This is a genomic window from Terriglobus roseus (assembly GCF_900105625.1).
Taxonomy (GTDB): Bacteria; Acidobacteriota; Terriglobia; order Terriglobales; family Acidobacteriaceae; genus Terriglobus; species Terriglobus roseus_B.
Window position 1 is genome coordinate 3,950,870 of sequence record NZ_FNSD01000001.1, and the last position, 25,359, is coordinate 3,976,228.

At 59.8% G+C, this 25,359-nt stretch carries 27 protein-coding genes and 1 tRNA gene; 19 read left to right on the forward strand and 9 right to left on the reverse strand.

The window, feature by feature from the left end; all coding sequences use genetic code 11:
- Nucleotides 1–133 precede the first annotated feature (133 nt).
- Together BLW03_RS16510 and BLW03_RS16515 are read left to right on the forward strand one after the other, a co-directional pair.
- The gene (locus BLW03_RS16510; RefSeq protein ID WP_244502126.1) at nucleotides 134–877 is read left to right on the forward strand and encodes a BON domain-containing protein; all 744 of its coding nucleotides are present in this window, start codon (nucleotides 134–136) and stop codon (nucleotides 875–877) included.
- 44 nt (nucleotides 878–921) lie between these two features.
- A complete protein-coding gene (locus tag BLW03_RS16515; protein WP_074655143.1) occupies nucleotides 922–1,827 on the forward strand; it encodes a UbiA-like polyprenyltransferase in 906 nt (301 codons plus the stop codon).
- Nucleotides 1,828–1,894: 67 nt separating this feature from the next.
- Here the strand turns inward: BLW03_RS16515 and BLW03_RS16520 are convergent, their stop codons facing one another.
- Both BLW03_RS16520 and BLW03_RS20485 read right to left on the reverse strand, forming a co-directional pair.
- Nucleotides 1,895–2,245: a CsbD family protein gene (locus BLW03_RS16520; protein ID WP_074655144.1), complete on the reverse strand. Its 351-nt coding sequence runs from the start codon at nucleotides 2,243–2,245 to the stop codon at nucleotides 1,895–1,897.
- Nucleotides 2,246–2,393: 148 nt separating this feature from the next.
- On the reverse strand, nucleotides 2,394–2,543 hold the full coding sequence (locus BLW03_RS20485; RefSeq protein WP_139285230.1) for a lmo0937 family membrane protein: 150 nt from the start codon (nucleotides 2,541–2,543) through the stop codon (nucleotides 2,394–2,396).
- Nucleotides 2,544–2,734: 191 nt separating this feature from the next.
- On the opposite strand from BLW03_RS20485, the gene BLW03_RS16525 reads away from it, so the two are divergent.
- The 9 genes from BLW03_RS16525 to recO all read left to right on the forward strand — a co-directional run bounded on the left by BLW03_RS16525 (nucleotide 2,735) and on the right by recO (nucleotide 10,845).
- Entirely contained in the window at nucleotides 2,735–3,586 is an 852-nt protein-coding gene (locus BLW03_RS16525; RefSeq protein WP_074655145.1) for a prephenate dehydratase, read from the forward strand.
- 241 nt (nucleotides 3,587–3,827) lie between these two features.
- The gene (lon, locus tag BLW03_RS16530; RefSeq protein ID WP_074655146.1) at nucleotides 3,828–6,344 is read left to right on the forward strand and encodes an endopeptidase La; all 2,517 of its coding nucleotides are present in this window, start codon (nucleotides 3,828–3,830) and stop codon (nucleotides 6,342–6,344) included.
- 177 nt (nucleotides 6,345–6,521) lie between these two features.
- On the forward strand, nucleotides 6,522–6,959 hold the full coding sequence (locus tag BLW03_RS20910) for a DUF6321 domain-containing protein (RefSeq protein ID WP_212733219.1): 438 nt from the start codon (nucleotides 6,522–6,524) through the stop codon (nucleotides 6,957–6,959).
- Between the two features lie 26 nt (nucleotides 6,960–6,985).
- Complete coding sequence (locus BLW03_RS16540; protein ID WP_139285231.1) at nucleotides 6,986–7,258, forward strand: MoaD/ThiS family protein; 273 nt, start codon at nucleotides 6,986–6,988, stop codon at nucleotides 7,256–7,258.
- 7 nt (nucleotides 7,259–7,265) lie between these two features.
- Nucleotides 7,266–7,718 carry a molybdenum cofactor biosynthesis protein MoaE gene (locus tag BLW03_RS16545; protein ID WP_074655147.1) on the forward strand — a complete coding sequence of 151 codons (453 nt, stop codon included), beginning with the start codon at nucleotides 7,266–7,268 and terminating at the stop codon, nucleotides 7,716–7,718.
- A 75-nt stretch (nucleotides 7,719–7,793) separates the two neighbouring features.
- Entirely contained in the window at nucleotides 7,794–8,735 is a 942-nt protein-coding gene (locus BLW03_RS16550) for a VWA domain-containing protein (RefSeq protein WP_074655148.1), read from the forward strand.
- Between the two features lie 42 nt (nucleotides 8,736–8,777).
- Nucleotides 8,778–9,674, forward strand: coding sequence for an inositol monophosphatase family protein (locus tag BLW03_RS16555; protein ID WP_074655149.1), 897 nt, complete (start codon nucleotides 8,778–8,780; stop codon nucleotides 9,672–9,674).
- Nucleotides 9,675–9,772: 98 nt separating this feature from the next.
- Nucleotides 9,773–10,033 carry a 4Fe-4S dicluster domain-containing protein gene (locus BLW03_RS16560; protein WP_074655150.1) on the forward strand — a complete coding sequence of 87 codons (261 nt, stop codon included), beginning with the start codon at nucleotides 9,773–9,775 and terminating at the stop codon, nucleotides 10,031–10,033.
- Between the two features lie 50 nt (nucleotides 10,034–10,083).
- Nucleotides 10,084–10,845 carry a DNA repair protein RecO gene (recO, locus tag BLW03_RS16565; RefSeq protein ID WP_348270848.1) on the forward strand — a complete coding sequence of 254 codons (762 nt, stop codon included), beginning with the start codon at nucleotides 10,084–10,086 and terminating at the stop codon, nucleotides 10,843–10,845.
- Nucleotides 10,846–10,866: 21 nt separating this feature from the next.
- Here recO and BLW03_RS16570 read toward each other — a convergent pair whose 3' ends face one another.
- Genes BLW03_RS16570 through BLW03_RS16580 form a run of 3 tightly spaced genes read right to left on the reverse strand, consistent with a single transcriptional unit; the run spans nucleotide 10,867 to nucleotide 13,475 of the window.
- On the reverse strand, nucleotides 10,867–12,672 hold the full coding sequence (locus BLW03_RS16570; RefSeq protein WP_074656086.1) for a DUF885 domain-containing protein: 1,806 nt from the start codon (nucleotides 12,670–12,672) through the stop codon (nucleotides 10,867–10,869).
- Between the two features lie 53 nt (nucleotides 12,673–12,725).
- Nucleotides 12,726–13,025, reverse strand: coding sequence for a helix-turn-helix domain-containing protein (locus tag BLW03_RS21370; RefSeq protein WP_083350587.1), 300 nt, complete (start codon nucleotides 13,023–13,025; stop codon nucleotides 12,726–12,728).
- A gap of 24 nt (nucleotides 13,026–13,049) precedes the next feature.
- On the reverse strand, nucleotides 13,050–13,475 hold the full coding sequence (locus tag BLW03_RS16580; protein WP_074655152.1) for a BrxA/BrxB family bacilliredoxin: 426 nt from the start codon (nucleotides 13,473–13,475) through the stop codon (nucleotides 13,050–13,052).
- A gap of 129 nt (nucleotides 13,476–13,604) precedes the next feature.
- Here BLW03_RS16580 and BLW03_RS16585 point away from each other — a divergent pair, with 129 nt between their 5' ends.
- The gene (locus BLW03_RS16585; protein ID WP_074655153.1) at nucleotides 13,605–14,684 is read left to right on the forward strand and encodes a UDP-N-acetylmuramate dehydrogenase; all 1,080 of its coding nucleotides are present in this window, start codon (nucleotides 13,605–13,607) and stop codon (nucleotides 14,682–14,684) included.
- Between the two features lie 77 nt (nucleotides 14,685–14,761).
- On the opposite strand, the gene BLW03_RS16590 is transcribed toward BLW03_RS16585, so the two are convergent.
- Genes BLW03_RS16590 through modA form a run of 3 tightly spaced genes read right to left on the reverse strand, consistent with a single transcriptional unit; the run spans nucleotide 14,762 to nucleotide 17,079 of the window.
- Nucleotides 14,762–15,424, reverse strand: coding sequence for an ATP-binding cassette domain-containing protein (locus tag BLW03_RS16590; RefSeq protein ID WP_139285232.1), 663 nt, complete (start codon nucleotides 15,422–15,424; stop codon nucleotides 14,762–14,764).
- Entirely contained in the window at nucleotides 15,421–16,092 is a 672-nt protein-coding gene (modB, locus tag BLW03_RS16595) for a molybdate ABC transporter permease subunit (protein ID WP_074655155.1), read from the reverse strand. The genes BLW03_RS16590 and modB overlap by 4 nt, the downstream gene beginning before the upstream one ends.
- A gap of 48 nt (nucleotides 16,093–16,140) precedes the next feature.
- The gene (modA, locus tag BLW03_RS16600; RefSeq protein WP_083350589.1) at nucleotides 16,141–17,079 is read right to left on the reverse strand and encodes a molybdate ABC transporter substrate-binding protein; all 939 of its coding nucleotides are present in this window, start codon (nucleotides 17,077–17,079) and stop codon (nucleotides 16,141–16,143) included.
- Between the two features lie 2 nt (nucleotides 17,080–17,081).
- Here modA and thrC point away from each other — a divergent pair, with 2 nt between their 5' ends.
- Both thrC and thrB read left to right on the forward strand, forming a co-directional pair.
- Entirely contained in the window at nucleotides 17,082–18,434 is a 1,353-nt protein-coding gene (gene thrC / locus BLW03_RS16605) for a threonine synthase (RefSeq protein ID WP_074655156.1), read from the forward strand.
- 2 nt (nucleotides 18,435–18,436) lie between these two features.
- Nucleotides 18,437–19,357 carry a homoserine kinase gene (gene thrB, locus BLW03_RS16610; RefSeq protein WP_074655157.1) on the forward strand — a complete coding sequence of 307 codons (921 nt, stop codon included), beginning with the start codon at nucleotides 18,437–18,439 and terminating at the stop codon, nucleotides 19,355–19,357.
- A 191-nt stretch (nucleotides 19,358–19,548) separates the two neighbouring features.
- Here the strand turns inward: thrB and BLW03_RS16615 are convergent, their stop codons facing one another.
- Complete coding sequence (locus tag BLW03_RS16615; protein WP_074656088.1) at nucleotides 19,549–20,355, reverse strand: ABC transporter permease; 807 nt, start codon at nucleotides 20,353–20,355, stop codon at nucleotides 19,549–19,551.
- Between the two features lie 94 nt (nucleotides 20,356–20,449).
- Between BLW03_RS16615 and BLW03_RS16620 the strand changes: the two genes are divergently transcribed.
- The 5 genes from BLW03_RS16620 to BLW03_RS16640 all read left to right on the forward strand — a co-directional run bounded on the left by BLW03_RS16620 (nucleotide 20,450) and on the right by BLW03_RS16640 (nucleotide 25,127).
- Entirely contained in the window at nucleotides 20,450–21,772 is a 1,323-nt protein-coding gene (locus BLW03_RS16620) for a WcaI family glycosyltransferase (protein ID WP_074655158.1), read from the forward strand.
- Between the two features lie 137 nt (nucleotides 21,773–21,909).
- On the forward strand, nucleotides 21,910–22,995 hold the full coding sequence (gene gmd / locus BLW03_RS16625) for a GDP-mannose 4,6-dehydratase (RefSeq protein WP_074655159.1): 1,086 nt from the start codon (nucleotides 21,910–21,912) through the stop codon (nucleotides 22,993–22,995).
- Nucleotides 22,996–23,107: 112 nt separating this feature from the next.
- Entirely contained in the window at nucleotides 23,108–24,082 is a 975-nt protein-coding gene (locus BLW03_RS16630; RefSeq protein WP_083350759.1) for a GDP-L-fucose synthase family protein, read from the forward strand.
- A 130-nt stretch (nucleotides 24,083–24,212) separates the two neighbouring features.
- Nucleotides 24,213–24,920: a CAP domain-containing protein gene (locus tag BLW03_RS16635; protein WP_074655160.1), complete on the forward strand. Its 708-nt coding sequence runs from the start codon at nucleotides 24,213–24,215 to the stop codon at nucleotides 24,918–24,920.
- Nucleotides 24,921–25,052: 132 nt separating this feature from the next.
- Nucleotides 25,053–25,127, forward strand: a tRNA-Asn gene (locus tag BLW03_RS16640).
- Nucleotides 25,128–25,359: the final 232 nt, after the last annotated feature.

Below are 25,359 nucleotides of genomic sequence, written 5' to 3' on the forward strand. Positions count from 1 at the left end.
CCGGAGAATCCAGCTTCTGCTATCGTTCTCTCGTCGGCTCCATCTAACATCTACAGGGAAGTTGGAGCGGAGTGCGATGACCGACGGCCCGGTACGGAGAAGACCATTGAGCACAAAATTCGTAGGTAGGTGCGTGCTTGCAGCGCTTGCGGTATCGACTGTAATTCCCGTGCTGCCGCTGCGCGCTCAGGACAAGGTGCCTGACGCACAGATCCAGGCTGAAGTGCAGAAGTCGCTGGACAACAAGCGCTTCACGGCCGTTCACGCTGTGGTCAAGAACGGCATTGTGACCCTCACTGGCAATGTCGATGTCTATGCGACCAAGGAAGACGCTGAGCATAAGATCCACCACAAAAAAGGCGTGCTTGCGGTTCGCAATATGATCACCGTTCCGGCGGGTGAGTTGCCGGATACGGATCTGCGCGACAAGTTGGCGGAGAAACTGGCCTACGACCGCGTGGGCTACGGCACCACCGCATTCAATAGCTTCACCATTGGTGTACAGAACGGCGTGGTCACGCTGGGCGGCGTGGCCTATGGCCCCTATGACAAGGATTCCGCGATCTCGCTGGTTGAACACTATCCCGGCGTGCGGGATGTCATCGACAATATTGAGGTCGCGCCTCTGTCTCCGAACGACGATCGCATTCGCCTGGAAGCAGCACGAGCCATCTACGGCTTCCCGTCGCTGCAGCGCTATGCGATTGACCCGGCGAAGCCCATCCGGATCACGGTTGTCAACGGCAACATCACGCTGACCGGAGTGGTGGATACCGAAGCTGACAAGGACGTTGCCAACATTCGCGCCCGCGGCGTGAGCGGCGCTTTCAGCGTCACAAACAATCTCCAGGTCGCGAAGCCGAGCGAAGACAAATAGCTTCTAGCGACAGGGACGCATGACGGCCATACACTTGAAAGTGTATGGCCGCTTTTCTTTCCAACACGCTTCGCAACACGCGCATCACGCTTGAGATGATCAAGTGGGAGCACTCCGTCTTTGCGCTGCCCTTCGCTCTCACTGGTGTCGTGCTCGCTGCGGGCGGGTGGCCTCGATGGCAGACACTGTCGCTGGTCGTAGTTTGCATGGTCTCGCTGCGAACGGCGGCGATGGCCTTTAATCGGCTGGTGGATGCGGAGATCGACAGTATCAACCCGCGTACGGCGACCCGCGCCATTCCTGCGGGCCTGCTGACCAAGAGCTTTGTTGCTGCGTTTACGTTGATCTCCATCGGCATCTTTGTGGTGGCCGCTGCAGACTTAAATCACCTGACGCTGTTACTGAGCCCCATCGCCATCGCCGTTGTTCTGTCCTATAGCTACATGAAACGCATCACGCGCTGGTCGCACCTGGTGCTTGGGCTGGCGCTTGGCATTGCACCTTCGGCCGCCTGGATCGCCGTGCGCGGTAGCCTGGATCCTCGCATCATCGTACTCACCGGTGCCGTGCTGCTGTGGGTGGCGGGCTTCGATGTCCTCTATGCGTGCCAGGACTTCGACCACGATCGCGCGAATGGACTCAATTCCGTCCCGCAGGCCTTCGGTCTCCAGGGAGCATTTCTCCTGGCGCGAACGATGCATGTGGTGATGCTTTGCCTGCTGGTGTGGCTGGTCGCGCTCTTTCATCTCGGACCGATCGCCTTCGCCGGTGCTGCGATCGTTGCCATGCTGCTGCTGTATGAGCATAGCTTGATCTCACCCACAGATCTGCGGCGCATGAACGCTGCGTTCTTCACGCTCAATGGTGTGATTTCCGTGGTCTTTTTCTGTGCCGTCGCGGCGGCAGTAATGCTCCATGCGCGCGACTTGTCCGTTGTACCTGTGCGATAAGAAGGCACGCACGCACAAGAAGGCCCGCACCACTGCGGGCCTTCTTTTTCCAATGGACTGCTAAGAGCTATGCAGTGCGTCGAATCTCTTCGCGTTTGTACTCTTCGTTGGTCTTTGCGTTGTCCAGCTTTGCATTGATCGAGTCTTTGAGATTCTCCGCACCATTTACGATGCGGCTCCGCAGAGACTCACCTTCAGCGGTGGCGTGATCGGCATGCACCGCGGCGTCAGTCTTTGCGGTATCGCGCACTTCACGAGCCGTATCCTTCGCATTGCCCCACGTTTCTTTTGCGCCGCCCTTCAGCCGGTCCTCAGCGCCAGCATTCTGCAGATCATTGCTGCCCACTGCCTTGCCCACGGTCTCTTCTACTTTGCCGAATGCATTCTGAAGTTTGCCTTTGATCTGATCGCTATCCATAGTGTTCCTCCCGGCAGCGTCCTGTTTCACGCTGCTTCACTCACACTTACTTTGATGCCGTGTCACGAGGCAATGGTCACTCGCTCGAATGACAAAGGCCACTCTCGAGTGAGTGGCCTTGTCGTAACCGGATCAATTTGACTTGCGCTCAAAGTGCGCGGCGGCCGCTGATCAGGTTAAAGATCAGCGAGATGATGGCAAGCACGATCAGGATGTGAATCCAACCACCCAGGGTGGTTCCACTTACGAGACCAACAAGCCACAACACCAGCAGGATGACGGTAATAGTCCAAAGCATCGTTTCTCTCCAGATGCCCTGGCCTCCGGCCGGGGCGTTCAAATGTGTGACGTTTACAGTCACACCAACATAGTTGCCGCGTAAACTTACTAGGTTGTACTTTTTTCCAAAAACATTCGAAGTCTGCTGAGCCCCCGGAGACCGTGGGCAAAGTGTGTCGTGCAAGCAACGTCAGGAGATAAACCACCGTCGTGAAAATTGCTATTCAGGGTGAGCCCGGATCGAACAGTCACATGGCAACGGAACAAATGTTGGGCAAGGTTTCTCTGGTGCCCTGTGCGTTATCCGTGGAGGTGTTTGAAAAGCTCGCACGCACCCACGAGGCGGATGCTGCAGTTTTACCGATTGAGAACAGCCTGCACGGTGCCGTGGCAGACCACTCGGATCTCGTACTCCAGCATGGTGTGGTGATCGTCGCAGAGCTGTCGCTCCGTATTCGCCATGCGCTCATGACAGTGCCTGGAATTGTCTTGTCGGATGTCCGCCGGGTGCTGTCTCACCCCGTAGCGCTCTCCCAGTGCCGTCGTTTCTTCGCGCGGCATCCCGGGGTGCAGGCCGTTCCGTTCTACGACACGGCCGGTGCCGTAAAGCACTTAATGGCAACACGGCAAAAGGACGCGGCAGCTATCGCCGCGCCGCACGCCGCTCATGTCTACGGCGCGGATATCCTGGCGCGCGACCTGGAAGACGATCCGCTAAACTTCACCCGCTTCTTTCTGCTGGCCAGGCCTGAAGACGCCGAGCGCCTACGTCCCGTGGGAGCTGCGATCGACAAGCTGAGCCTTGCCTTCGACCTGCGCCACCGACCGGGGTCACTGGTGGAAGCGCTGCGCCGTCTCGCCGCCGAGGGAGCCGACCTCACCCGGATCGAATCGCGGCCTGTTCCCGGCAAACCGTGGGAATACATCTTCTTCGTGGACCTGCGCCTGCCGGAACCGGCTGCAGCTGACCGCATCCTGGAAACGCTTCGCCCGGTTTGTGCTCATGTGACTGAACTTGGGCGCTACGCCGCGCATTCGCTCTCCTATCCTCAGAGTTCCTAAGCTACACATTTCCTTACATCTTGGAACCTGCGTGGGCGGCGGATGGGAGCAATCCCGTCCGCCGACGTGCGTCGAGTGGAAATGGTCTCTCGGGCGAGCGGCGCGGGAATCGTCGTGGGCATCCATCGTTACAGGTCGGCTGCATGACGATCAGCGTGCGCCGGGGCGCATAAGTTTGCTTGAATCCGGTCGTGACTTGATGCATCAGATGTGTGAATATCTGATGGAAGGACACTCACAAATGCCAAACGATTTCGTCAGCGTGATTCAGCCCACCGCCTCTGATCCGGACCGTAAGCGCAGCACACGCGCTCTGCCCGTTCTGCCGGTGCGCGACACCGTGCTGTTTCCCCACGCCGTTCTGCCGCTGACCGTTGGCCGCGACAGCTCCATTCAACTCATTCAGTCGCTGGGCGAGGAGAAGACGATTCTCGTCGTTGCGCAGCGTGATGCTCGCCAGGACTCACCCGAATCGAACGAGCTGCACCAGTACGGAACGCTCGCGACCATTCACAAGGTCGTGAAGATGCCGAACCAGTCGCTCTTCGTCTTCACGGAAGGCACGGAGCGCATCAAGCTGGGTGAGTTCGAGCAAAGCACGCCTTTCCTCACGGCAAACTACGAGACCATCCCTGACGTCGACCCGGGTAAGACTCCGGAACTCGAGGCTTTGCAGCGCAACGTCGTATCGCAGTTCCAGCAGGTCGTCACCGCTTCGCCGACTCTATCCGATGATCTGCAGACCATCGCGCTCAACATCGAGGAGCCGGGTCGGCTTGCCGACTTCGTCAGTTCGTCCTTGCCATTCCTCACCACCGTCGATAAGCAGGATCTGCTGGAGACCACGGATGTCGCCGCACGCATGGAGCGCCTGAACCAGCACCTGGTGAAGGAGCTTGAGGTGCAGCAACTGCGCTCCAAGATCCAGAACGAGGTGCAGGACGCGGTGCAGCAGTCGCAGCGCGAGTACTACCTGCGCGAGCAGATGAAGGCCATCAGCAAGGAACTTGGTGAGGGCGACGACTCCAACAAACACATCACGGAGTTGCGCGAAAAGATCGAAGCCGCCGGCATGCCGGAGGATACGAAGAAGGAGGCTCTGAAGGAGCTGAATCGTCTTCAGCGTATGAACCCTGCGCAGCCGGATTACGGCATGGCGCGGACCTATATCGAGTGGCTTGCAGCGTTGCCGTGGGCAAAATCCAGCGGTAAGGAAGTCGACATCAAGGAGGCTTCGGACTTCCTCGACGAAGACCACTACGGTCTGCAGAAGGTGAAGGACCGCATCCTCGACTACCTGTCTGTCCGTCGCCTCAAGCCGGATATGAAGGGGCCGATCCTATGTTTCGTTGGACCTCCTGGTGTGGGTAAAACTTCGCTGGGTAAGAGCATCGCACGCGCTCTTGGCCGCAAGTTTGCGCGCATCTCGCTGGGGGGCATGCATGATGAGGCGGAGATCCGTGGACATCGTCGCACGTACATCGGCGCGATGCCCGGGCAGATCATCCAGAACTTGAAGCGTGTGGAGACGAACGATCCTGTCTTCATGCTGGACGAGATCGACAAACTGGGCCGCGACTTCCGTGGCGACCCTGCATCGGCCCTGCTGGAGACGCTGGATCCTGCGCAGAACGGCACGTTCCGCGATAACTACCTGGATCAGCCGTTCGATCTGTCGAAGGTGCTCTTCATCTGCACAGCGAACCAGCTTGATCCGATTCCCGCGCCGCTACTGGACCGCATGGAGATCATCGAACTGACGGGTTACACCGAAGAAGAGAAGGTCAACATCGCGGAGCGGTATCTTGTGCCGCGGCAGATTCGTGAAAACGGCATCGAGCCTGTCACAGCGCCGAAGGATGAAGCGAAGCATAAGGAGGGTGGCGTCCCGGAATCGCAGTTGCCGGAGCCCGTTGCGGGCGAGCCGCGGATCATCTTCCCGAAGGAGTCACTGGGCATCATTGCCCGGCACTACACGCGGGAAGCCGGTGTGCGCAAGCTCGAGCAGTTGATCGGTACGGTCTGCCGCAAGCAGGCCCGCCGCATCGCGGAAGGTAGCACGGAACCGTTGATCGTGACCGACGAGATCATTCACCAGTTCCTTGGTGGTTACAAGGTCCGGGTGGATACAGAGATCGCGGAGCGCACAAAGCGCAGCGGTGTTGCCGTGGGACTTGCATGGACTCCTGTTGGTGGTGACGTACTGTTCATCGAAGCCAATAAGATGAAGGGCAAAGGGAAGCTCGATCGCACGGGACAGCTGGGCGACGTGATGAAGGAGAGCGTGCACGCGGCGTACACATGGATTCGATCGAATGCGGAGATGCTCGGCATTGACGAGAAGGTCTTCGAGGAGCTCGACATCCACGTGCATGTTCCGGCAGGCGCCATTCCGAAGGATGGACCTTCGGCGGGTGTGACAATGGCGACAGCTCTCGTGAGCCTCCTCACCGACAGGCCCGTCCGGCCTTTGCTGGCGATGACCGGTGAGATCACGCTGAGCGGCAATGTGCTGCCGGTCGGCGGTATCAAGGAGAAGTTTCTTGCCGCCAAGCGCGCCGGTGTAAAGGACGTGATTCTGCCGATCGATGTGAAGGCGAACGTGGACGAGGACCTCACGGCCGACCAGATCGAGGGCATTACGATCCACTACGCTTCGCGCATCGAGGACGTACTTGCCGTCGCCCTTCCGCACACGCTGAAGGACGCGGCACAGGACGAGCAGCTTCGTGAGGAACTGATCACAACCGCCGCATAAAGAAGCAGGAAGACAGCACACAGCGAGCGCCGATCGGACATCGGCGCTCGTTATGCTTTTTGTTGCTATGCAGCGAGCCTTGCGCAGTTGTGGACTCCGCGCAAAGAGCTCGCTTTCTCCCGAAACACACACAAACGTTTTTTCACGAATGTCACTCCCATGTGCAGGAGGCAACGAATGGCCGTCAAGAAAGCTGCGAGTAAGTCCATGCCAAAGTCAGGCCGCAATCCGAAGGGTGGCCTCACGGCTGGGGGTCGTGCGTACTATGCGAAGACTGAGGGATCACATCTGAAGGCAGGTGTGACCGGCGCCGCCGACACACCGGAGAAGATGCACCGCAAGGGGTCGTTTCTGACGCGGATGTTCACCAATCCTCGCGGACCGATGTTGAATGCCAAGGGCGAACCGACACGTCTTGCGCTCAGCGCCCACGCATGGGGTGAGCCGGTGCCGAAGACCATGAGTGCCGCGCACAAGCTCGCGGCAAAAGGCCATACTCTGCTCTCGAAATACCATGCTGCTCAAGAGAAGGCCGCGAAGAAGTCGCCGGGCAAGCAGAGCGCGAAGAAAGCTGCAAAGAAGGTAGCTGCGAATCGGCCGCCAACCAATCGGTGAGTGCTTTCGGCCTCGACTCAGCGGTTATGCTGGAACTTATGCGGGTGAACGTGCTTTGTTTCGGGGTCTTGCGTGAGGCCATCGGCGTTTCAGAGATCGTCGAAGTTCCTGACTTGACGACTGTCGCAGATCTGCTGGTGTACTTCCAGGAACGCTCGCGGGAGGATCTTCAGGCGATTTGGTCGCGCATCGCGGTTGCCGTCAACCGGGAGTACGTTCCGCGTGAGCATGTTCTGCTGGACGACGACGAAGTGGCGCTGCTACCACCTGTGAGTGGTGGATCTCAGCGGTTATCCTGAAGCAGCGATGCAGATTGAACTTACACACGACATCATCGACACCAAGGCAATCACAGACACTCTGAAAGCCGGCGAAGACGGCGCAGTGACAGTCTTCGACGGCATCGTGCGTAATAATACGCGCGGGCGGCAGACTCTGTATCTCGATTACTCGGCCTACGACACCATGGCGCTCGAGCAGATGCAGGATCTCGCAGCAGAAGCGGTCGAAAAGTTCGGTGTGCGTGATGTTGCGATTGTGCATCGGCTGGGTAAGCTTGAGGTAGGTGAGACGAGCATCCTGATTGCGGTAGCGTCTGCTCACCGGGGCGTCACGTTCGAAGCCTGCCGATGGCTCATCGACACTTTGAAGAAGCAGGTGCCGATCTGGAAGAAAGAGGTCTTTGTTGACGGTGCGGTGTGGCCGGATGGCGAGCCATTTCCACCGGAGATTGTTGCGCCCGCAACCGGCGAGTTGTAGCCGCTTACGTCTGCTATCCCGTCATAGTCCAAGAGAATGAAGACGTTATATCGTCCTTCTTGGAGCGGATCACCTTTGAACAGGTTTGCCATCACAGCTGCTGCGGTGCTCGCGGTGTTTATTGCCCTGCCGGGTCAGCCGCATGCGCAGCAGGACTCTGCTCCCATTTTGAGGGTTGATACGCGGCTGGTGAACGTGCCGGTCAATGTTGCGGATGAGCACGGCGTCGCTGTCAGCGGCCTCACGCAGGATGATTTCATCGTGAAGGAAGATGGTCGTTCCCAGAAGATCGCGATTTTTGAACGCGAGGCGAGCACGCCCCTCTCGATCGTGATGGCAGTCGACACCTCTGGCTCTGTCTACACGCAGTTCAAGACGGAACGCGATGCGGCGAAACGCTTTGCCGAGCAGATACTGCGTCCAGAAGATGAGATGGATCTGATTGGCTTCTCCTACGATTCGCAGGAACTGGTGTCGTTCACCAGTGATCCGCGGCGCATCGACGAGGGCATCAGGCATCTGACAAAGGGCGATGATACCGCGCTCTATGACGCGGTGTATGTTGCGAGTGAGCGATTGACGGAGTCACGGGCTGATGCCACGCGGCGTCGTGTGCTGGTGCTGGTCACGGACGGCGGCGATAACACCAGCAAGAAAGAGATTGGTTACTCCAAAGCTATCGCCGAAGCTCAGCGCGCTGGCGCGGCCATCTACCCCATCATCATTGTGCCGATCATGGCGGACGCAGGCCGCAATGTTGGCGGCGAACATGCGCTGATCCAGATGGCCGAGGATACCGGTGGCAAGTACTTCTACGTGACTGAGAAGGACGATCTGAAGACGGCGTTCGCGCACCTGTCGGATGATCTGCGAACGCAGTATCTGCTGGGCTACTACGCGCCCCGCCGCGGTCTGGATGCAAGCTTCCGCAAGATCAGCGTCTCCTTGAAGGATCCAGCCAAGTCAGCGTCGCTTGCACTGCGTAGCCGTACCGGCTACTACGCCGATGCACGCTGACGGCGAGCCAATCGTGTGGCGGGCAGCGTATCCTGTGCCTGCATGAGCCTCTTCGATCCAAGCCAGTTTTCCTTCGCCACTCCCGCCGCTGAAGTTGCGCGCGAGGCCGGTGCGCTATTGCGTCACTTCTATGAGAAAGGCGTCACAGCCGAGTTCAAGGGCGATGTCGACATCGTCACGGAAGCCGACCGGGCCAGCGAGAAATTGATCGGCGAGCGGTTCCGCACGCTCTTCCCGAAGCACGGCATCTTCGGCGAAGAGGGCACGCGGCAGAATCTGGAAGCGGAGTATCGCTGGTACGTGGATCCGTTGGATGGCACGACCAACTTTGCGCATGGTTTTCCGTATTTCTGCGTTTCGCTCGGGCTGGAACATCGGCCGCCGGGCACGGCGGAGGACGCGGACGGCATCATTGTGGCGGGCGTCATCTATGAACCCCTTCGTGATGAGCTGTTTCTCACGGAGCGCGGCAAGGGCGCGTACCTGAACGGGCGCCGCATTCACACATCGAAGACGGCTCTGCTGCAGGAGTCGCTGCTGGCGACAGGCTTTCCGTCGCACAAGCGGCACGAGAATCCGAACGCGCATTTTTATCATGAATTGACGTTGCGATCGCACGGTCTGCGACGCGCTGGTGCGGCGGCAATCGACCTGGCTTACACGGCTGCGGGGCGCGTTGACGGCTACTGGGAGTTCAATCTGAATCCCTGGGACACGGCTGCAGGATCGCTCCTGGTAGAAGAGGCTGGCGGAGAGATTACACGCTTCGACGGTTCACCTTTCCGGCTGGATTCGCGGGAGATTCTGGCGAACAACGGATTGATCGGCGGAGAGATGCGCGATATTTTTGCAGACATGTTCGCGGGAAGGAACCTGTCGCCGATCCCGACAGCAGAAGAGTTCCGTCGGCGCCGCGAGGCAGCGGTGGCGGGCTCTTGAAAATCGCACAACTAAGGCCGGATGGGTCCGAGTTTGATAACTGTTATGATCGACTCGCAGCCACACAATAAGCTCAGCTCGAAAGGATTTACAGCACCATGGCATACGTCATCGCAGAACCCTGCATCGGCACAAAGGACACGGCCTGCGCCGATGCCTGCCCAGTAGATTGCATCCACCCCAAGAAGGGTGAGGATGGGAACGACACCGCCGATCAGCTCTTCATCGATCCGGTCGAGTGCATCGATTGCGGAGCCTGCGTTCCGGTCTGCCCCGTGAGCGCCATCTATGCAGCGGACGATCTGCCGGACAAGTGGGTTGACTTCGCGACGAAGAACGCCGAGCACTTCGGGCGGTAACACGCTGAAAAGCTTCAACGGACGCGCAGCTTCGGCTGCGCGTCTTTGCGTTGGCAGGAGACTGTAACATCGCCACCATTCAACAATCCGAAGGTATCGTCCTACGCACTTGGCCGTTTGGCGAGGCGGATCTGATGGTCGCTGTCTTCACGCGAGAGCAGGGAGTCGTGCGCGGCGTGGCACGGCATGCAATGCGCTCTTTACGGCGTTTCGGCGGCGCACTTGAACCTATGACGTACGTGCGCGCTGAGTGGGCCGAGCGGCCGAAGCAGGACGTTGTACGACTGGACCGATTCGAAATCCTTTGGTCCCCCTTGCGGGATTCGGTGGACTATCCGCGTGCTACCGCGCTCGCCTTTATGGCGGAGGTCCTGGAGGGGGCGCTGCCCGACCACGCTGTGGAGGACGATGTTTTTCGCCTGACGCTAGCTGCTGCGACACACCTGAAGGGGACCAACCTTGGGCTGCCAGTGACTTACTTTGCCCTTTGGATTACGCGGCTGCTGGGCTGGATGCCGGACCTGAACCGGTGCGCGATCAGTGGGGAAACGCTGCGGGCTCAAGCCGTCTATTACTCGCCCATGCGCGATGGTGTGTTCACTGCGAAGTTTCGGCCCAGCGGCTCGGTTTTGCTGCCCACCGAGGCCATTGCCACAGCCTCCCGCATCTTTCGAAAGCCACTGCCCGATCTGCTTGCGGAAGAACCGCCGGCGCGTGGTGCTGTCCAGCAACTACGGCGGTTCGCCATCACGATTCTTGAGCGGCACCTGGAAGACCGTCTGCGCAGCGCGCGTGCCCTGACCTTGCTCTAGCGTCAGGGCAGCGCGAGTTGTCTATTGCCCGCCTGCCGCAATCCACGCATCCACCCGGCGTTCCAGTACATCGAGGGGAAGTGCGCCGGAGTCCAATACCTCGTCGTGGAAGGTCTTCAGGTTGAACTTCGGTCCCAGCTTCGCCTTTGCCCGGTCCCGTAGTTCGAGGATCTTCAGTTGGCCCATCTTGTAGCCCAGTGCCTGTCCAGGCCATGCAATGTAGCGATCCGTCTCAGCCTGGATATTGGTCTCGTCGACGGAGGAGTGTTCGTGGAAGAAGTCGACCATCTGTTGCCGCGTCCAGCCCTTGGAGTGCACGCCTGTGTCCACCACCAGCCGAATAGCCCGCCAGATATCAGCCTCGAGTCGGCCGTAGTCGTTGTAGGGATCCTGGAAGAAGCCCACATCCTTGCCAAGGTGCTCGGCGTAAAGGCCCCAGCCCTCCACGAAAGCCGTATATCCGCCGTTCTTGCGGAACTCAGGAAATCCCTGCAACTCTTGACCGATTGCGATCTGCAGGTGATGTCCCGGAATACCCTCGTGGTACGCGATGTCCTCGGCGCCTTCCAGTCCGCGGTCCGCGAAGTTGTAGGTATTGACGAAGACCCTGCCGGGGCGCGAGCCGTCCGCGGTGCCTGGCTCGTAGTAGGCCTGTGACTGCTCCTTCTCCATGTATGCGGGTACCGTCGCAACCTCGAGCTTGGCCTTTGGCAGTCGGCCGAAGAGGTCCGGCAGCTTGGCCTGCATCTGCGCGATGGGAGCCTTATAGGCGTCGACCATCTGCTGTGCGGAGGTCGCGTGCAGCTTCGGGTTTGCCTTGATGGAGGCGTTAAAGGTCTTCAGATCGTTGAAGCCCATCTTCTTTGCGATGACCAGCATCTCTGCCTCATCGCGCTTCACCTCGGCGAGGCCAATCTGGTGGATCTCATCCGCTGTCTTATTGGTTGTGGTACTGCGGCGGATCAGGAAAGCGTAGTACGCCGCGCCATCCGGCATGGTGGACACACCGGGTGTCGAACGGGCCTTCGGGATGTACTGCGCCTTCAGGAAGCGGCCGAAGCGGTCGTAACTGGGCATGACCTTATCCGTGATGGCGGCCAGCGCTTCGGTGCGGATACGCTTCTGTTCCGCCACCGAGATGCTTGCCGGAAATTTGGTCAGCGGTAATGCAAAGGGGCTTGTCTCGGGCTTCGCGGTGGCCAGCGTGGTCACCTGCTTCAATACCTGCTGCATGATGAAGGCGGGCTGCGTGCGCCCGTCATCGATGCCGCTGCTCATCGACTCCTGAACCTGCGCGAAGACTGCTGGAACGGCATTCAGACGGGCGATGTAATTGTCGTAATCCTTTACGGTCCCGAAGGGCATCTGCGCGATAGTCTGCGGGATGCCTGTGTGTGGGCCGTTGAACTGGCTGACGGGATTCTCCCATTCCTTGAATCGCACTGCTTCCTGATCGTCGATCAGCGAGCGCAGCAGTAGTTCTGCGGAGACGCGTTGTTGCTCGGGCAGGCCCGTCGTGTCGATGACGCCCAGGCGCGTGATGAAGTCTGCTTCTCGCGCCATCGCCGCATGGAAGGCGTTTGCGCTATAGTCCGTCCACAACGCGTTATAGCGCGGATCGCCCACGGATGTGGCGGTCTCCGGTGAAACCTTCAACTGGTACTGCCAATACTCATCGAACAGCTTGTCCAGTGCACGGGCTCGGGTCGCTGCATCTTGCGGGGCGGCGGCTGCGGCGGGCGAAGCGGCGATCTGCGCCGCGAGCGGAAAATTGTTGAAAGCGGGAAGCGCCAGGGCAGCGCAAAGAACAGGGGTGAGAAGACGCATGGATGAAAGCACTCCGAGCCGCAGTGTATCGCCTCCTGCGGCAATGGTGCGCGTCACCCGGACGTCATGACGGAGAAGGCGTCCAGCATGCGATAGAGCGTTGAGCGGCTGATGCCAAGCAACTCGGCCGCGCGAAGCTTGTTGCCGTCACAACGGTGCAATGTCAAAAGCACGTGGCCGCGAACGACATGATCGAGCCGCCATGCGCGGAGGTCGTTGCCTTCGACTGCGTTTCTATGCGGAAGGAGGTGTGATTGCGTTCTCACAGATGCCCTATCGGCACCGCAGTTGCATGGTTGAGCGGAGAAGCGAACCGCGTACAAAGATGAATGGGAAGGCCGAAGCCTTCCCATTGCCGTAGACCGTTACCAGATCGCTTACGCGTTGGCCTTGGCGCAGTAAGCATCGAACGCCCGCGCGAGTTCCGTGGCGATCGCGGGCGCATTCGCGCCTTCAATTGCGGAGCGCTGCATCAGATATACTAGCTGGCCGTCGCGCAGGATGGCGATGGCGGGCGAGGTCGGCGGGTGTCCACCGAAGTAGCCACGAGCCTTCTCGGTGGCTTCGCGATCCTGGCCTGCGAAGACGGTGATGGCGTAATCGGGCTTCTGCGTGTGCTGCATCGCCATGCGAACACCCGGCCGCATCTTGCCGGCTGCGCAACCGCAGATGGAGTTGACGACAACCAGCGTCGTTCCGGACTGCGCCAATGCCTGGTCGACTTCGGCTGCGGTGCGTGCTTCGCTGATGCCTGCGCGCGTAAGCTCTTCGCGCATCGGGATCACCATAATCTCTGGATACATGCTTCCTCCATGCCAATCGGGGTGAAAGCCCGCGGCAGTTCGTTGGATTGATTCTATCTGGATGCGCGAGCATCCGCTTCGGTTCCACCAGCGCTGCTGGCCCGGCCGGACGCTGGTAGGCTCAAATCCGTGCAGATTGAGGAACATGTACAGCTCGCTCCTTTCACCACACTTGGCATCGGCGGCCCGGCTCGCTGGCTCCTGACCGCGACGACGCAAGCCGATGTTGTGGCGGCAGTAGACTTCGCCCGCGAGCGGACGCTGCCGGTCTTCGTCCTGGGCGGTGGCAGCAATCTGCTGATCGCAGACGACGGCTTCGCCGGCGTCGTGCTGCGGATGGCTATACCGGGCATTTCGAAGGAGATAGCCACGGATGGCCGAACACTCGTTCGCGCGGGAGCGGGTGAGCCGTGGGACGGATTCGTGCAGTTTGCCGTGGCCGCTGACCTTGCTGGCGTGGAGTGCCTGGCAGGCATTCCTGGCACCGTTGGCGGAACGCCCGTGCAGAATGTGGGCGCCTACGGTCAGGAGGTCGCTGAGACGATTGCGGTCGTCCACGCTTTCGACACGCAGACCGGCGGGTTCGTCGAGCTATCAAACGAGGACTGCGGCTTTTCCTATCGCACGAGTGTCCTGAACACCAGCGAACGTGGGCGCTACATCGTCGTCCGCGTGGACTTCCGGCTGCAGCCCGGCGGCGCTCCGAAGCTGGCCTACGCGGATCTTCGCAAGCACTTCGGATTCACCGTCAATGGTGTGCCGGGCGACGTCACATCTGCGGCTTCGCCTACCCTCTCAGAAGTCGCGGATGCCGTGCGAGACATTCGTAAAAGTAAAGGCATGGTCTTCGATGCGGCCGATCCCAATTCACATTCGGCGGGCTCGTTCTTCCGCAATCCCATCGTGCCGCAGGAGGCGCTCCTCCGCGTCTCGGAGGCCTCCGGTCTGGCTGTGGATGCTGTGCCGCATTGGCCTGCGGGGGACGGGCTGGTGAAGCTGCCTGCAGCGTGGCTGTTGGAGCGCGCGGGCTTCGAACGTGGTTATGCGCTCGGGAACGCCGGCATCTCGACGCGGCATACGCTCGCGCTGGTGAATCGCGGCAGCGCTACGGCGGCGGACATGATCGCACTACGGGAACGCATCATCGCGGACGTTGCATCAAAATTCGGCATCACGCTGGAGCAGGAACCGGTCAGCATCGGAAGCTAGTTTGCCTGGCCTATCGAGTGTGAATCCCTACGCTTCTCTCCGGCATGACACCTGTCCTGAAACGAAATGATGAGGGACTAGATCGGCAGCAGATCGTCAGAAAGCACGTTGCGTGTCGGGCCCTGTGCGGTGATCTTTCCGTCGTCGATGGTAAGCGTCTCGGTGTTCAGCAGTACGGCCTCCGCTGGATCGTGTGTGACGGAGAGGATGCCGATCCCACGCTGACCGCAATGTTCGCGGACGCGGAGGATCAGTTCGTTACGCTGTGCGCGATGCATGCCCGTAAAAACTTCGTCCAGTAGCAGCAAGAGAGGTTCGCCAGCAAGTGCGCGCGCGATGGCCACACGTTTGCGCTCTCCGCCAGAGAGTGTGGGGATGCGAGCCTGCTGCAGGGAACGGAGTTCAAACAGGCGGAGCAGCGTTTCAAATTTGCTCTCGCTGTCTTTCGGCGAGATGCCGAAGCGGATGTTCTCTTCCGCGGTCAGGTGCGGAAAGAGTGCGGGATCCGTGGCAACGAGGCCGATGCGACGTCTGTGCGCGGGAATGTGACTGAGATCTTGACCGTCGAGCCAAACTTCGCTGCCGATAGGCGTCCAGAGTCCTGCAATCAAGCGCAGCAGGGAAGATTTTCCCGATCCCGAGGGGCCGAAGAGCGAGGTCGAAGTATCCCTCATCGTCGTGTCCACGCGGAGGCGGATGCCACCGATCGGGGCGTCGCACTTCACTCTAAGTTCGGTCACGCGGCTACTCGCGATCTTCGCTGAAACGGCTTCATGTAGAGCAGAATCAGCGCAATGGTGGAGAAGCCAAGCAGCAGCAGCGCAAGACGCGATGCCGCGTTAAAGTCGCCGTTTTCGACGAGATCATACAGCGCGATGGATAGCGTTTTTGTCCGGCCGGGGATGCTTCCTCCCAGCATGAGTACGACGCCGAATTCGCCCACGGTGTGGGTGAAGGCCAGGACCGCTGCGGTCACAATGGATCCTTTCGCCAGCGGCATCGCGATGCGCATGAAGCGTCGACTCGGAGAGGCACCGAGCGTCGCTGCTGCGTCCAGATAGGCAGGATCGACCGCGCGCAGGCCCGCGATAATCGGCTGCACAGCAAATGGGAGGCTGTAGAGGACCGAACCCAAGACCAGTCCCTGAAAGGAGAAGGCGAGCGTATGTCCCAGCATCGCGATTACCGCTCGCCCAATTGCTGTTGTTGGCCCGAGGCCGACGAGAAGGTAGAAGCCGAGAACCGTCGGTGGCAGCACAAGCGGGAGGGCGATGATCGCCTCTGCAAGGAAGCGAGCGCGAGTCGTAGCGAATGCAATCCACCCCGCGAGCGGGAGTGCAATGGCGATCAGCAGCACGGTGGTGAGCGCGGCGAGGCGCAGTGTCAGCCAGAGAGCCTCGGTGTCCATTGATCGCCCTCCGCTTGAGAACGATTTTATGCGATTCGGAGCGAATGCCTACTTGACCGCCTGCAATCCAAGCTTGCTCAGGTTTTGCTGCACCTGGTCGCTGAGAACGAAGTTCAGCAACTTGTGTGCGCCTTCCACATTCGCGCCCTTCTTCAGAATGACGGCGCTTTGGATGATCTCCGGATACTGGCTGAAGGGAAAGAGCACGAAGGTTCCTTTGTCGCGATAGGCGGGGGACATGGCGATGGTCTGCGACATCATGGCCAGCTCTGCGTTACCACTGAGGGCAAACTGTCCTGCTTGGGCCACACTCTCTGCCTGCACGATGTGCGGCGCGACGTTGTCCCACAGCTTCATGCGCTTGAGCACAATCACAGCGGATCGGCCGTAGGGCGCGCGATCCGGATTAGCGACGGCAACGGGCCCGAGGTCCTTGCGTGACAGGGCATCGATGGAGAGCGGACTGAAGCGCGATCCCTTACGCGTCCAGAGAACGAGAAGGCCCTTGGCGTATGGGATGGGTGACTTGGTTTCGGTCAAGCCATCGGCGACGACCTGCTCTGCGAAGTAAAAGTCGGCAGAGAAGAAGATATCGGCGGGGGCACCGTTCTGAATCTGCTGCGCAAGCGTCGCCGAAGAGGCGAAGGAGACCTTGAGTTTGAGACCCGTTTTCTGCTCGAAGATCGGACCGACCACCTGCAGGACCGGCTCCATATCCGCTGCTGCGGAGACGGTAACGACCTTGTTGTCCTGTGCATGGATTGCCAACGGAGCAGCTGCCGTGAGGAGGAAGGCTGCAAGCATCGCGGTGAAACTACGGCGAGAGCGGGCGCCGGCGGGCGCTATTTTGTGACCTGCATCCCGTGCTGGATTGGAGGTTTGTGTGATCCATGTCTCAACCGCCAGACGTGTGACACCCGGCCACGTGGCCAGCTGCTGGCCGGCGCGAGCCGCCGTGTTCTTTACAGTGCGGTACCCTAGAGTCATCCATGTCATTGCGTTCACATCAGCTTCGATGCATCGGAAGTGGCGAGCGGATCGCTCCCGATGAAGTTAGTAGCGACTTCCGCGACCCCGTCTCCGGCGAACTGTACGAGGTCGAGTACCCGTGGAGCGAGTCGCGTGGCGATTCCGCGGCCACCAACAAGCCGAATGCCAGTGCGTTGCGGCATCTTTGGGCCGAGCGTCGCGATTCTACGTTGCCCATCGATCAGAGTGGTGTGTGGCGCTATCGCGACCTGCTGCCCATTCTGAACGACGATGCGAACGCGATCACGCTACGCGAGGGCAATACGCCCCTTTACGACCTGCCGCGGAATGCGAAGGCCTTGGGGCTGGATTTCCTGCTGGCCAAGCATCAGGGTATGAACCCGACGGGTTCTTTCAAGGACACCGGCATGACGTCCGCGCTGTCGGTCGCCGCAGAGCGTGGCTACAAGTGGGTCGCGTGTGCGTCCACGGGGAATACGTCAGCCGCCATGGCTGCGTATGCTGCCCGCGCCGGTCTGCGGGCAATCGTGTTTATTCCCGAAGGCAAGATCGCGTGGGGCAAGCTGTCGCAGTCGATGGACTATGGCGCCGTCACCGTGCAGCTGAAGACAGACTTCGACGGCTGCGTGAAGATGCTAACCGACATGGTCAAAAAGAACCCGATCTACCTGCTGAACAGCGTGAATCCGTATCGACTGGAAGGTCAGAAGACGCCCGCGATCGAGATTTGCGAGCAGCTTGACTGGCAGGTGCCGGATCACGTGATCGTTCCGGGCGGTAACCTGGCCAACGGTTCGGCATTGGGTAAGGGCTTTGGCGAGTTGAAGCACCTTGGCTTCATCGACCGCATTCCGAAGATTTCGGTGATCCAGGCGGAGGGAGCGAATCCGCTCTTCCAATGGTTCACGAACGCCGAGAAGATGCTGCATCCCGTCACTGCGCACACGCGCGCAACGGCGATTCGCATTGGTAATCCGGCAAGCTGGCGCAAGGCTGCCCGTATTATTGAGGCCACTGGCGGATGGTGCGAGCAGGCGAACGAGAGCGAGATTGCTCTCGCAAAGGCGCAGATCGGCGCCGAAGGCATCGGCTGCGAGCCGGCCTCAGCCGTAACGTTAGCGGGCCTGAAAAAGCTGCTGAAGTCGGGACACGTACAGACGGGCGAACGCGTCGTCCTGCTGCTGACCGGACACACGCTGAAGGATCCGGAGTACACGATCGACTTTCACAAGGATCTGCTTGCGACGGATCTTCCGGAGGCTGCGCCGTTCCGCAAGCCCCCCATTGTGCTGGAGCCGAACGAGTCTGCCGTGATGCGTGCCCTGGAAGCCGAGATGGCGGCGACGGTCTAGCGATGGCGGCGCCGATCAAGCTGAAGTTGCCGGCGACGTCGGCGAACCTGGGACCTGGATTCGATGCGCTTGGACTGGCGATGGACTTTGCGCTGCATATCGATGCGCATGAGTCCGAGACTTTTTCAATCAAAGCCACTGGTCGCAACGCCGCGCAATGCGGGGATGTTGCGGACTCACTCGTGCTGGAAACCTACCAGAGCGTTCTGACCGGACAGGGGATCGACCCGACACCGATCCACCTCGATCTTCACAACGAGATTCCGCTGGGCATGGGCTGTGGCTCTTCGGCTGCTGCGCTGGTGGCCGGGGTCTCGCTGGCGTCCCATTTCGGTGGGCTGCACTGGACCAGGGAGCAGATACTGACCGAGGCTTCGCTGCGTGAGGGACATCCCGATAACGTTGCAGCCTGCGTGCTGGGCGGCCTTACAGTTTCGAGCATGCTCATGCCCGAAGAGGGGCCAGCGATCATCGATGCGCTCAGCATCGCGGCGCCTGTCAGCTGGCCTCTGCTCGTCGTGATGCCGGATGCGTCACTGTCTACGAAGAAAGCACGTGCACTGCTACCGGAGACCTACTCGAAGGCCGATGCGATCGCGAACGTCCAGCGCGTCGCGATGCTGACGGCAGCATTTGCGCAGGGTCGTGGCGATCTGCTGGTACGTGCCATGGACGATCGCATGCATCAGCCCTATCGCGCCGCAGCCTGTCCGCTGCTCCCTCGGCTGCTGCCTTTGGCGGGTCACGACGGCATCCTGGGCGTGGCGCTCTCCGGTGCCGGACCGTCGGTACTGATGATCCTGCAGGACCAGTCGATTGTTGAGCACGCGAACAAAGCCGTTCAGGGTCTCCTAATGTCGGGCGATCCCATGCAGGCCGAGATTTTGCTGTCGACAGTTGGCAACGCCGCGATAGTTTTTTAGGAGAATTACTTTTTTGTTACTGAAGTGCGCTGTACGAAGGCCGTGTGGAGTGCTAATTTCTTAGTTGTAGACAACCCTGGGGGAGGGTTAGTCTGCGGGCGCCCGTTGATCTCGCATGAGATCCGGGCGCTTCCTCTTTTCCAGCGACCCCGGGCAGCCCTTATATTCATGCGATCAACGAGAAGATTTCCCTAGCGCGTGCGCGGGTCGGCCCAGTCGCGCAATGCGTCGCCGAGAAATGAGAAGGCCAGAACGCACAGCATCACGGCGATCGCCGGAGCCATCACCATGTGCGGGGAGTCGAAAAGATGGGCGCGCGCGTCGTTGAGCATGGAACCCCAACTCGCCGTGGGCGGCGGTACTCCAAGGCCGAGGAAGCTCAGCGTAGCCTCTGCAAGAACGGCGCCTGCCATCCCGATGGCAGCCTGCACGATCACAGGCTGGACGATGTTGGGCAGGATGTGTCGCGTGAGGATGCGCAGATCACTTGCACCCAGTGAGCGAGCAGCCTCCACAAACTCACGCTCACGCGCAGACATCACCTGTGCGCGGACGAGGCGGGCATAATTCACCCAACCGGAAAGCGTGAGCGCCAGGATGACGTTTCGCAGCCCTGGTCCCAGAAAAGCCACGAGTGCGATAGCCAGCAGAATGCCGGGCATCGCCATGAAGGCGTTCATCACGTAGACATTCAGCAGCGTGTCGCGCCAACCGCCGTAGTAACCCGATAGGGAACCAATGATCAGGCCCAGGATGAGTGAGAAGCCTACGACCGTGAACGCAACCAGCAGCGACAGTCGAGCGCCGAACAGAACCCGCGAGAAGATATCGCGTCCAAGTTCATCAGTGCCTAACAGGAAGCCATGTCCAGGCGACAACAGACGTTGCTCAAGATGCAGCGCGGCAGGGTCGTAAGGGGAAAGCCATGGTGCCAGCAGGGCGGCCAGAGTGAAGACGGCCAGCAAGGCAACGGCGGCCCAGGCGATGGGAGAACGCATGGGGAGATAGTACGGCACGGCAGGCGCGGTTTCTCGCAGAAGGCCGCAGTGCTGGAAGCTATGATGGTGCATCCACACCGTTACAAGGAGTCTCTTGCGCATCCTGATCTTTGGCCTGAACTATGCCCCGGAGTTGACGGGCATTGGTAAGTACACGGGCGAAATGGCCTCTTGGCTGGCTGAGCGCGGGCATGCTGTGCACGTCGTTACGGCGCCGCCGTATTATCCGGCCTGGCGGATCAGCGACGAGTATCGTGGCCTGGGCTATGTCACGGAGGGCGGTGGGCCCGCCGCCGATGGTGTGGGAGAGCCACTCGTCTTTCGTTGCCCGCTCTACGTTCCGGAGGAAGCCACAGGGTTGAAGCGCGTCCTGCATTTGTTTTCGTTTGCGGCTAGTGCCGCGCCGATTGTGATGCGAGAGGTATTGCTGCCGCGCGGCGGCAGTCCCGGTCCTGACGTGATCTGGACTGTAGAACCCACGTTCTTTGGTGCTCCGGTGGCGTTGGCCGCAGCCTCGCTCGCACAGGCGCCCGCGTGGTTGCATGTACAGGACTTCGAAGTGGACGCTGCTTTTGATTTGGGGCTGCTGCCGGCGAACGGAAAGATCCATGCCAGTGCCGTCGGCCTCGAAGCGGTTCTTACCCGGACCTTTGCGCGCGCGTCGAGCATATCGGTCCGCATGGTGGAGCGGCTGCTCCGCAAGGGGGTGAGGCCGGAGCAGACCGTCCTTTTCCCAAACTGGGTCGACGTCGACCAAGTCCTGCCCTCACCTGTTGGGGCACCCAATCCATTTCGATCCTCTCTTGGATTGGAAGGCAAAGTCGTATTGCTTTACAGCGGCAATATGGGTAGCAAGCAGGGTCTGGAGCTGCTGCCTGCACTGGCGCGCGCGCTGGCAGACGATCCCTCGATCCACTTTCTTTTCTGCGGCGACGGGGCATTCCGCCCGACCATGGAGTCGCTTGTGAAGGGAATGGACAACGTAACGCTCATGCCGCTGCAGCCTCTGGAAGCCCTGAATGATCTGTTGAACTGCGCGGACATCCACCTGCTGCCACAACGCGCGGATGCGGCTGACCTCGTGATGCCCTCGAAGCTGACTGGCATGCTTTCCAGCGGCCGCCCTGCCATCGTGACAGCGCAGGCAGGCACGCAGGTAGCTGCGGTGGTCAGTGGTGTTGCTCTTGGAACTGGATCCCCTACGCACGAGCCATGTGGTGTTGTGGTACCGGCGGGAGACCTTGCGGCGCTGGTAGAAGCTGTTCATGAACTGGTTGCAGATCCCGCACGTCGAGCGTCGCTGGGCGCGGCTGCGCGCCGGTTTGCTGTGGAGCATATGGGCAAGGAAAAGGTGCTGGAGCAATTCGAGCAGAACCTGTTGACCGCGGTACGGGACTATCGAAATGGTGTCCGCTGAGGTCGCGAACGGTCTTCGGTGCTTACCGAGATAGCGCCTTCACTTGCCGCAATGCATTGACACAGGAGTGTGATGGCACTTCAAGATCTGTCGCGTAATATGAACATATTCCAGCGGCGAACAGGAAAGAAGACCCATTGAAAAAGGCACTGATCACAGGTGTAACCGGGCAGGACGGGGCTTACCTTGCGGAATTTTTGCTGAAGAAGGGCTATGAGGTCCACGGCATCAAGCGCCGTACTTCGCTCTTCAATACGGCGCGGATCGACCACATTTATGAGGATCCTCACGAGACCCACCGGAATTTCATCCTGCACTACGGCGACATGACGGACTCGTCCTCGCTGATCCACATTGTGCAGAAGGTGCAGCCGGACGAGATTTACAACCTGGCTGCGCAGTCCCACGTTGCAGTGTCCTTCGAGCAGCCGGAATATACGGCCAACAGCGACGCTCTTGGTGTGCTTCGCCTCTTGGAAGCGATCCGCATCCTCGGCCTGGAGAAGAAGACGCGGTTCTACCAGGCCAGCACCAGTGAGCTTTACGGCATGGTGCAGGAGATTCCGCAGAAGGAGACCACACCCTTCTATCCGCGCAGTCCGTACGCTGTTGCAAAGATGTATGGCTACTGGATCACAGTGAACTACCGCGAGGCCTACGGCATGTACGCATGCAACGGAATCCTGTTCAATCACGAGAGCCCGCTTCGCGGCGAGACATTCGTAACGCGCAAGATCACGCGGGGTCTGTCGCGTATCAAGGTCGGCCTGCAGTCTGAACTGTACCTGGGCAATATGGACGCGAAGCGTGACTGGGGGCATGCACGCGATTACATCGAGATGCAGTGGCTCATGTTGCAGCAGGAGAAGCCCCAGGACTTTGTGATCGCAACCGGTGTGCAATACAGTGTGCGCGAATTCGTAAAGCGCTGTGCCGCGTTGCTGGAGATGGAGCTGACCTGGACCGGCGAGGGCGTCGATGAGAAGGCTGTCGATGCGAAGGGCAACGTAGTTGTTGCAGTCGATCCTCGATACTTCCGCCCCACCGAGGTTGAGACGCTGCTGGGCGACCCCTCCAAGGCTCAGCGCGAACTGGGATGGACGCCGCGGACTAGCTTCGATGAGTTAGTCAAGGAGATGGTCGAAGCGGACTACTCCGCTGCGCAGCGTGACGCACTGGTGATCAAGCACGGGTACAAAGCCTTCAACGTTCGCGAAACCTAGATCGCGTTCGAACGCGGTCCTGCGAAGGGCACGGCTCATGCCGTGCCCTTCTGAACAGTTCGGTGAAGCAGCGATTACAGCGTTGACGTTGAGACCTTTTGAGGAGAACAAGATGTCTGGATACATGCCGGTTGACGCACCGATTTTCATTGCGGGCCATCGCGGCCTGGTAGGTTCTGCGATTGGGCGTGAACTGCGAAGGCTGGGTTACACGAATCTGTTGACGCGGTCTCGTGCAGAGTTGGACCTGTTGCATGCTGACTCTGTTGCCGACTTCTTTTTGAAGGAGCGACCGAAGTTCGTCGTGCTGGCTGCGGCGAAGGTTGGCGGCATTCTGGCGAACAACAGCTATCCGGCAGATTTCATAAGGCAGAACCTGGCGATTCAGAGCAACATCATCGAAGCGAGCTACGCGAATGGCGTCGACCGCCTGTTGTTCCTTGGGTCGAGCTGTATCTATCCGAAGATGGCGCCACAGCCGATGCCGGAGAGCTGCCTGCTGACCGGGCCGCTGGAGCCCACCAACCGACCCTACGCGCTGGCAAAGATCGCCGGCATCGAGATGTGCTGGTCGTTCAATCGGCAGTACGGCACCCGTTACCTGGCGGCGATGCCGACCAACCTCTACGGGCCGAACGACAACTTCGACCTCAACACATCGCACGTCCTGCCCGCGCTGATGCGCAAGACGGCGAAGGCCATTGCAGAGGGTGCGCCAGAGGTCGAGGTGTGGGGCAGCGGAACGCCGAAGCGCGAACTGCTGTACTCCGACGACCTGGCCGAGGCATGCGTCTACCTGCTGAATCTGTCCCAGGAGAAGTACAGCACGCTGCTGCGTGACGACGTTCCGCCGCTGATCAATATCGGCACCGGCGAAGATGTAACGATTCGTGAATTGGCCGAAACTGTTGCTCGTGTCCTCGGGTTCAAAGGAGTGTTACGCTTCGATCCCTCCAGGCCAGACGGTACACCGCGAAAGCTGATGGACGTAAGCCTCATCCACGCGCTCGGCTGGCAACACCGCGTCGCCCTGGAAGAAGGGATCAAGCGTACGTGGGAGGCCGTCCAAAGTGAAATCGGAAACTGATACAACGGCAAAGGAAACGGGCGCCTCATGTCTCATTGTTGAGGCATGGGGGCGCAACCTCAAGGGAGCCAAGCGGTCTGACATCCCACGTTTTCTGAGGGTTTGTTGCACATTTTTTGTCGCGTCCCTAATGACGTGTGCGGCCCGCGCACAGCTGCACACCGTAGCAGAACAGTACCTGTTTCAATCCATCAACCAGGAGCGTGCAGCTGTCGGTCTTCCTGCGCTGAAGTGGAGTCAACCGCTGACGCATGCGGCTCAAGATCACGCGGTCCAGATGCGCGCTGCCGGCGCCATCTCCCACCAGTTCAGAGGAGAGGCGGATCTTACCGAGCGCGCCTCTTCCACGGGAACCCGTTTCTCGCGCGTGTCCGAAAATGTTGCCACAAGCATCTCTGTCCTCGAGATGCACACCGCCTTAATGAATTCCCCGCATCACCGTGAAAATATCCTGGACGCAAAGGTCAACTCAATCGGCATTTCCGTCGTGCAGTCCGGTCGGCAGCTTTGGGGCGTGGAAGATTTTGCGCGAGATGTTCCTGAGCTCAGTTATCTGCAGCAGGAGGCCCGTGTGGCTCAACTGGTGCTGCGTGCCGGCATTGCCAATGTGGAGCCAAGCCCCGAAGCTCGCGAAATTTGCCGCATGTCCACAGGCTTCGCAGGCGATCGTCCCGCGTTTGTGATGCGCTATACCGCGAGCGATCTGGACCGGCTACCGTCGCAACTGACGCATCGCCTTAAAGAGGGGGGCGTAAGCAGCGCGGCTGTGGGCGCATGTTCTTTGTCAGAGAGAACTGACTTTACCAGTTACAACATTGCCGTGGTGCTCTACCGCTGATCCGCCTGCAGGTTGCCTCGCGCAGTCTTGCAGGTGCTCGGATGTCTGCCGCGCTTTGACCCCACCGCCAGCGTTTGTTATAAAGGAACTGCGAGTCGAGCCGGCGCCCGCCCGCCGGCACCTCGTAATTGTTCCGCAGTAGCTCAATGGCAGAGCATTCGGCTGTTAACCGAAGGGTTGTAGGTTCGAGTCCTACCTGCGGAGCCATCTAACCAACAACATTAGATGGGTCCGCGTTGTCTTTTTGTTTCGCTCGTCGGAACTGTCGCATGACCTCTCCCGCCTGATGCTTACCCTACACGTAGCCAAACCCCCAGGAATGCTGATGGTCGTTGCGCGTCAACATGGCACATGAGTGCCTGATGCTAGGAACCATCTTCGTCGCGGATCCGTTTCCTGCGATGGTAGTATTTCAAAATTCTCTGACTGCCTGGTCGCA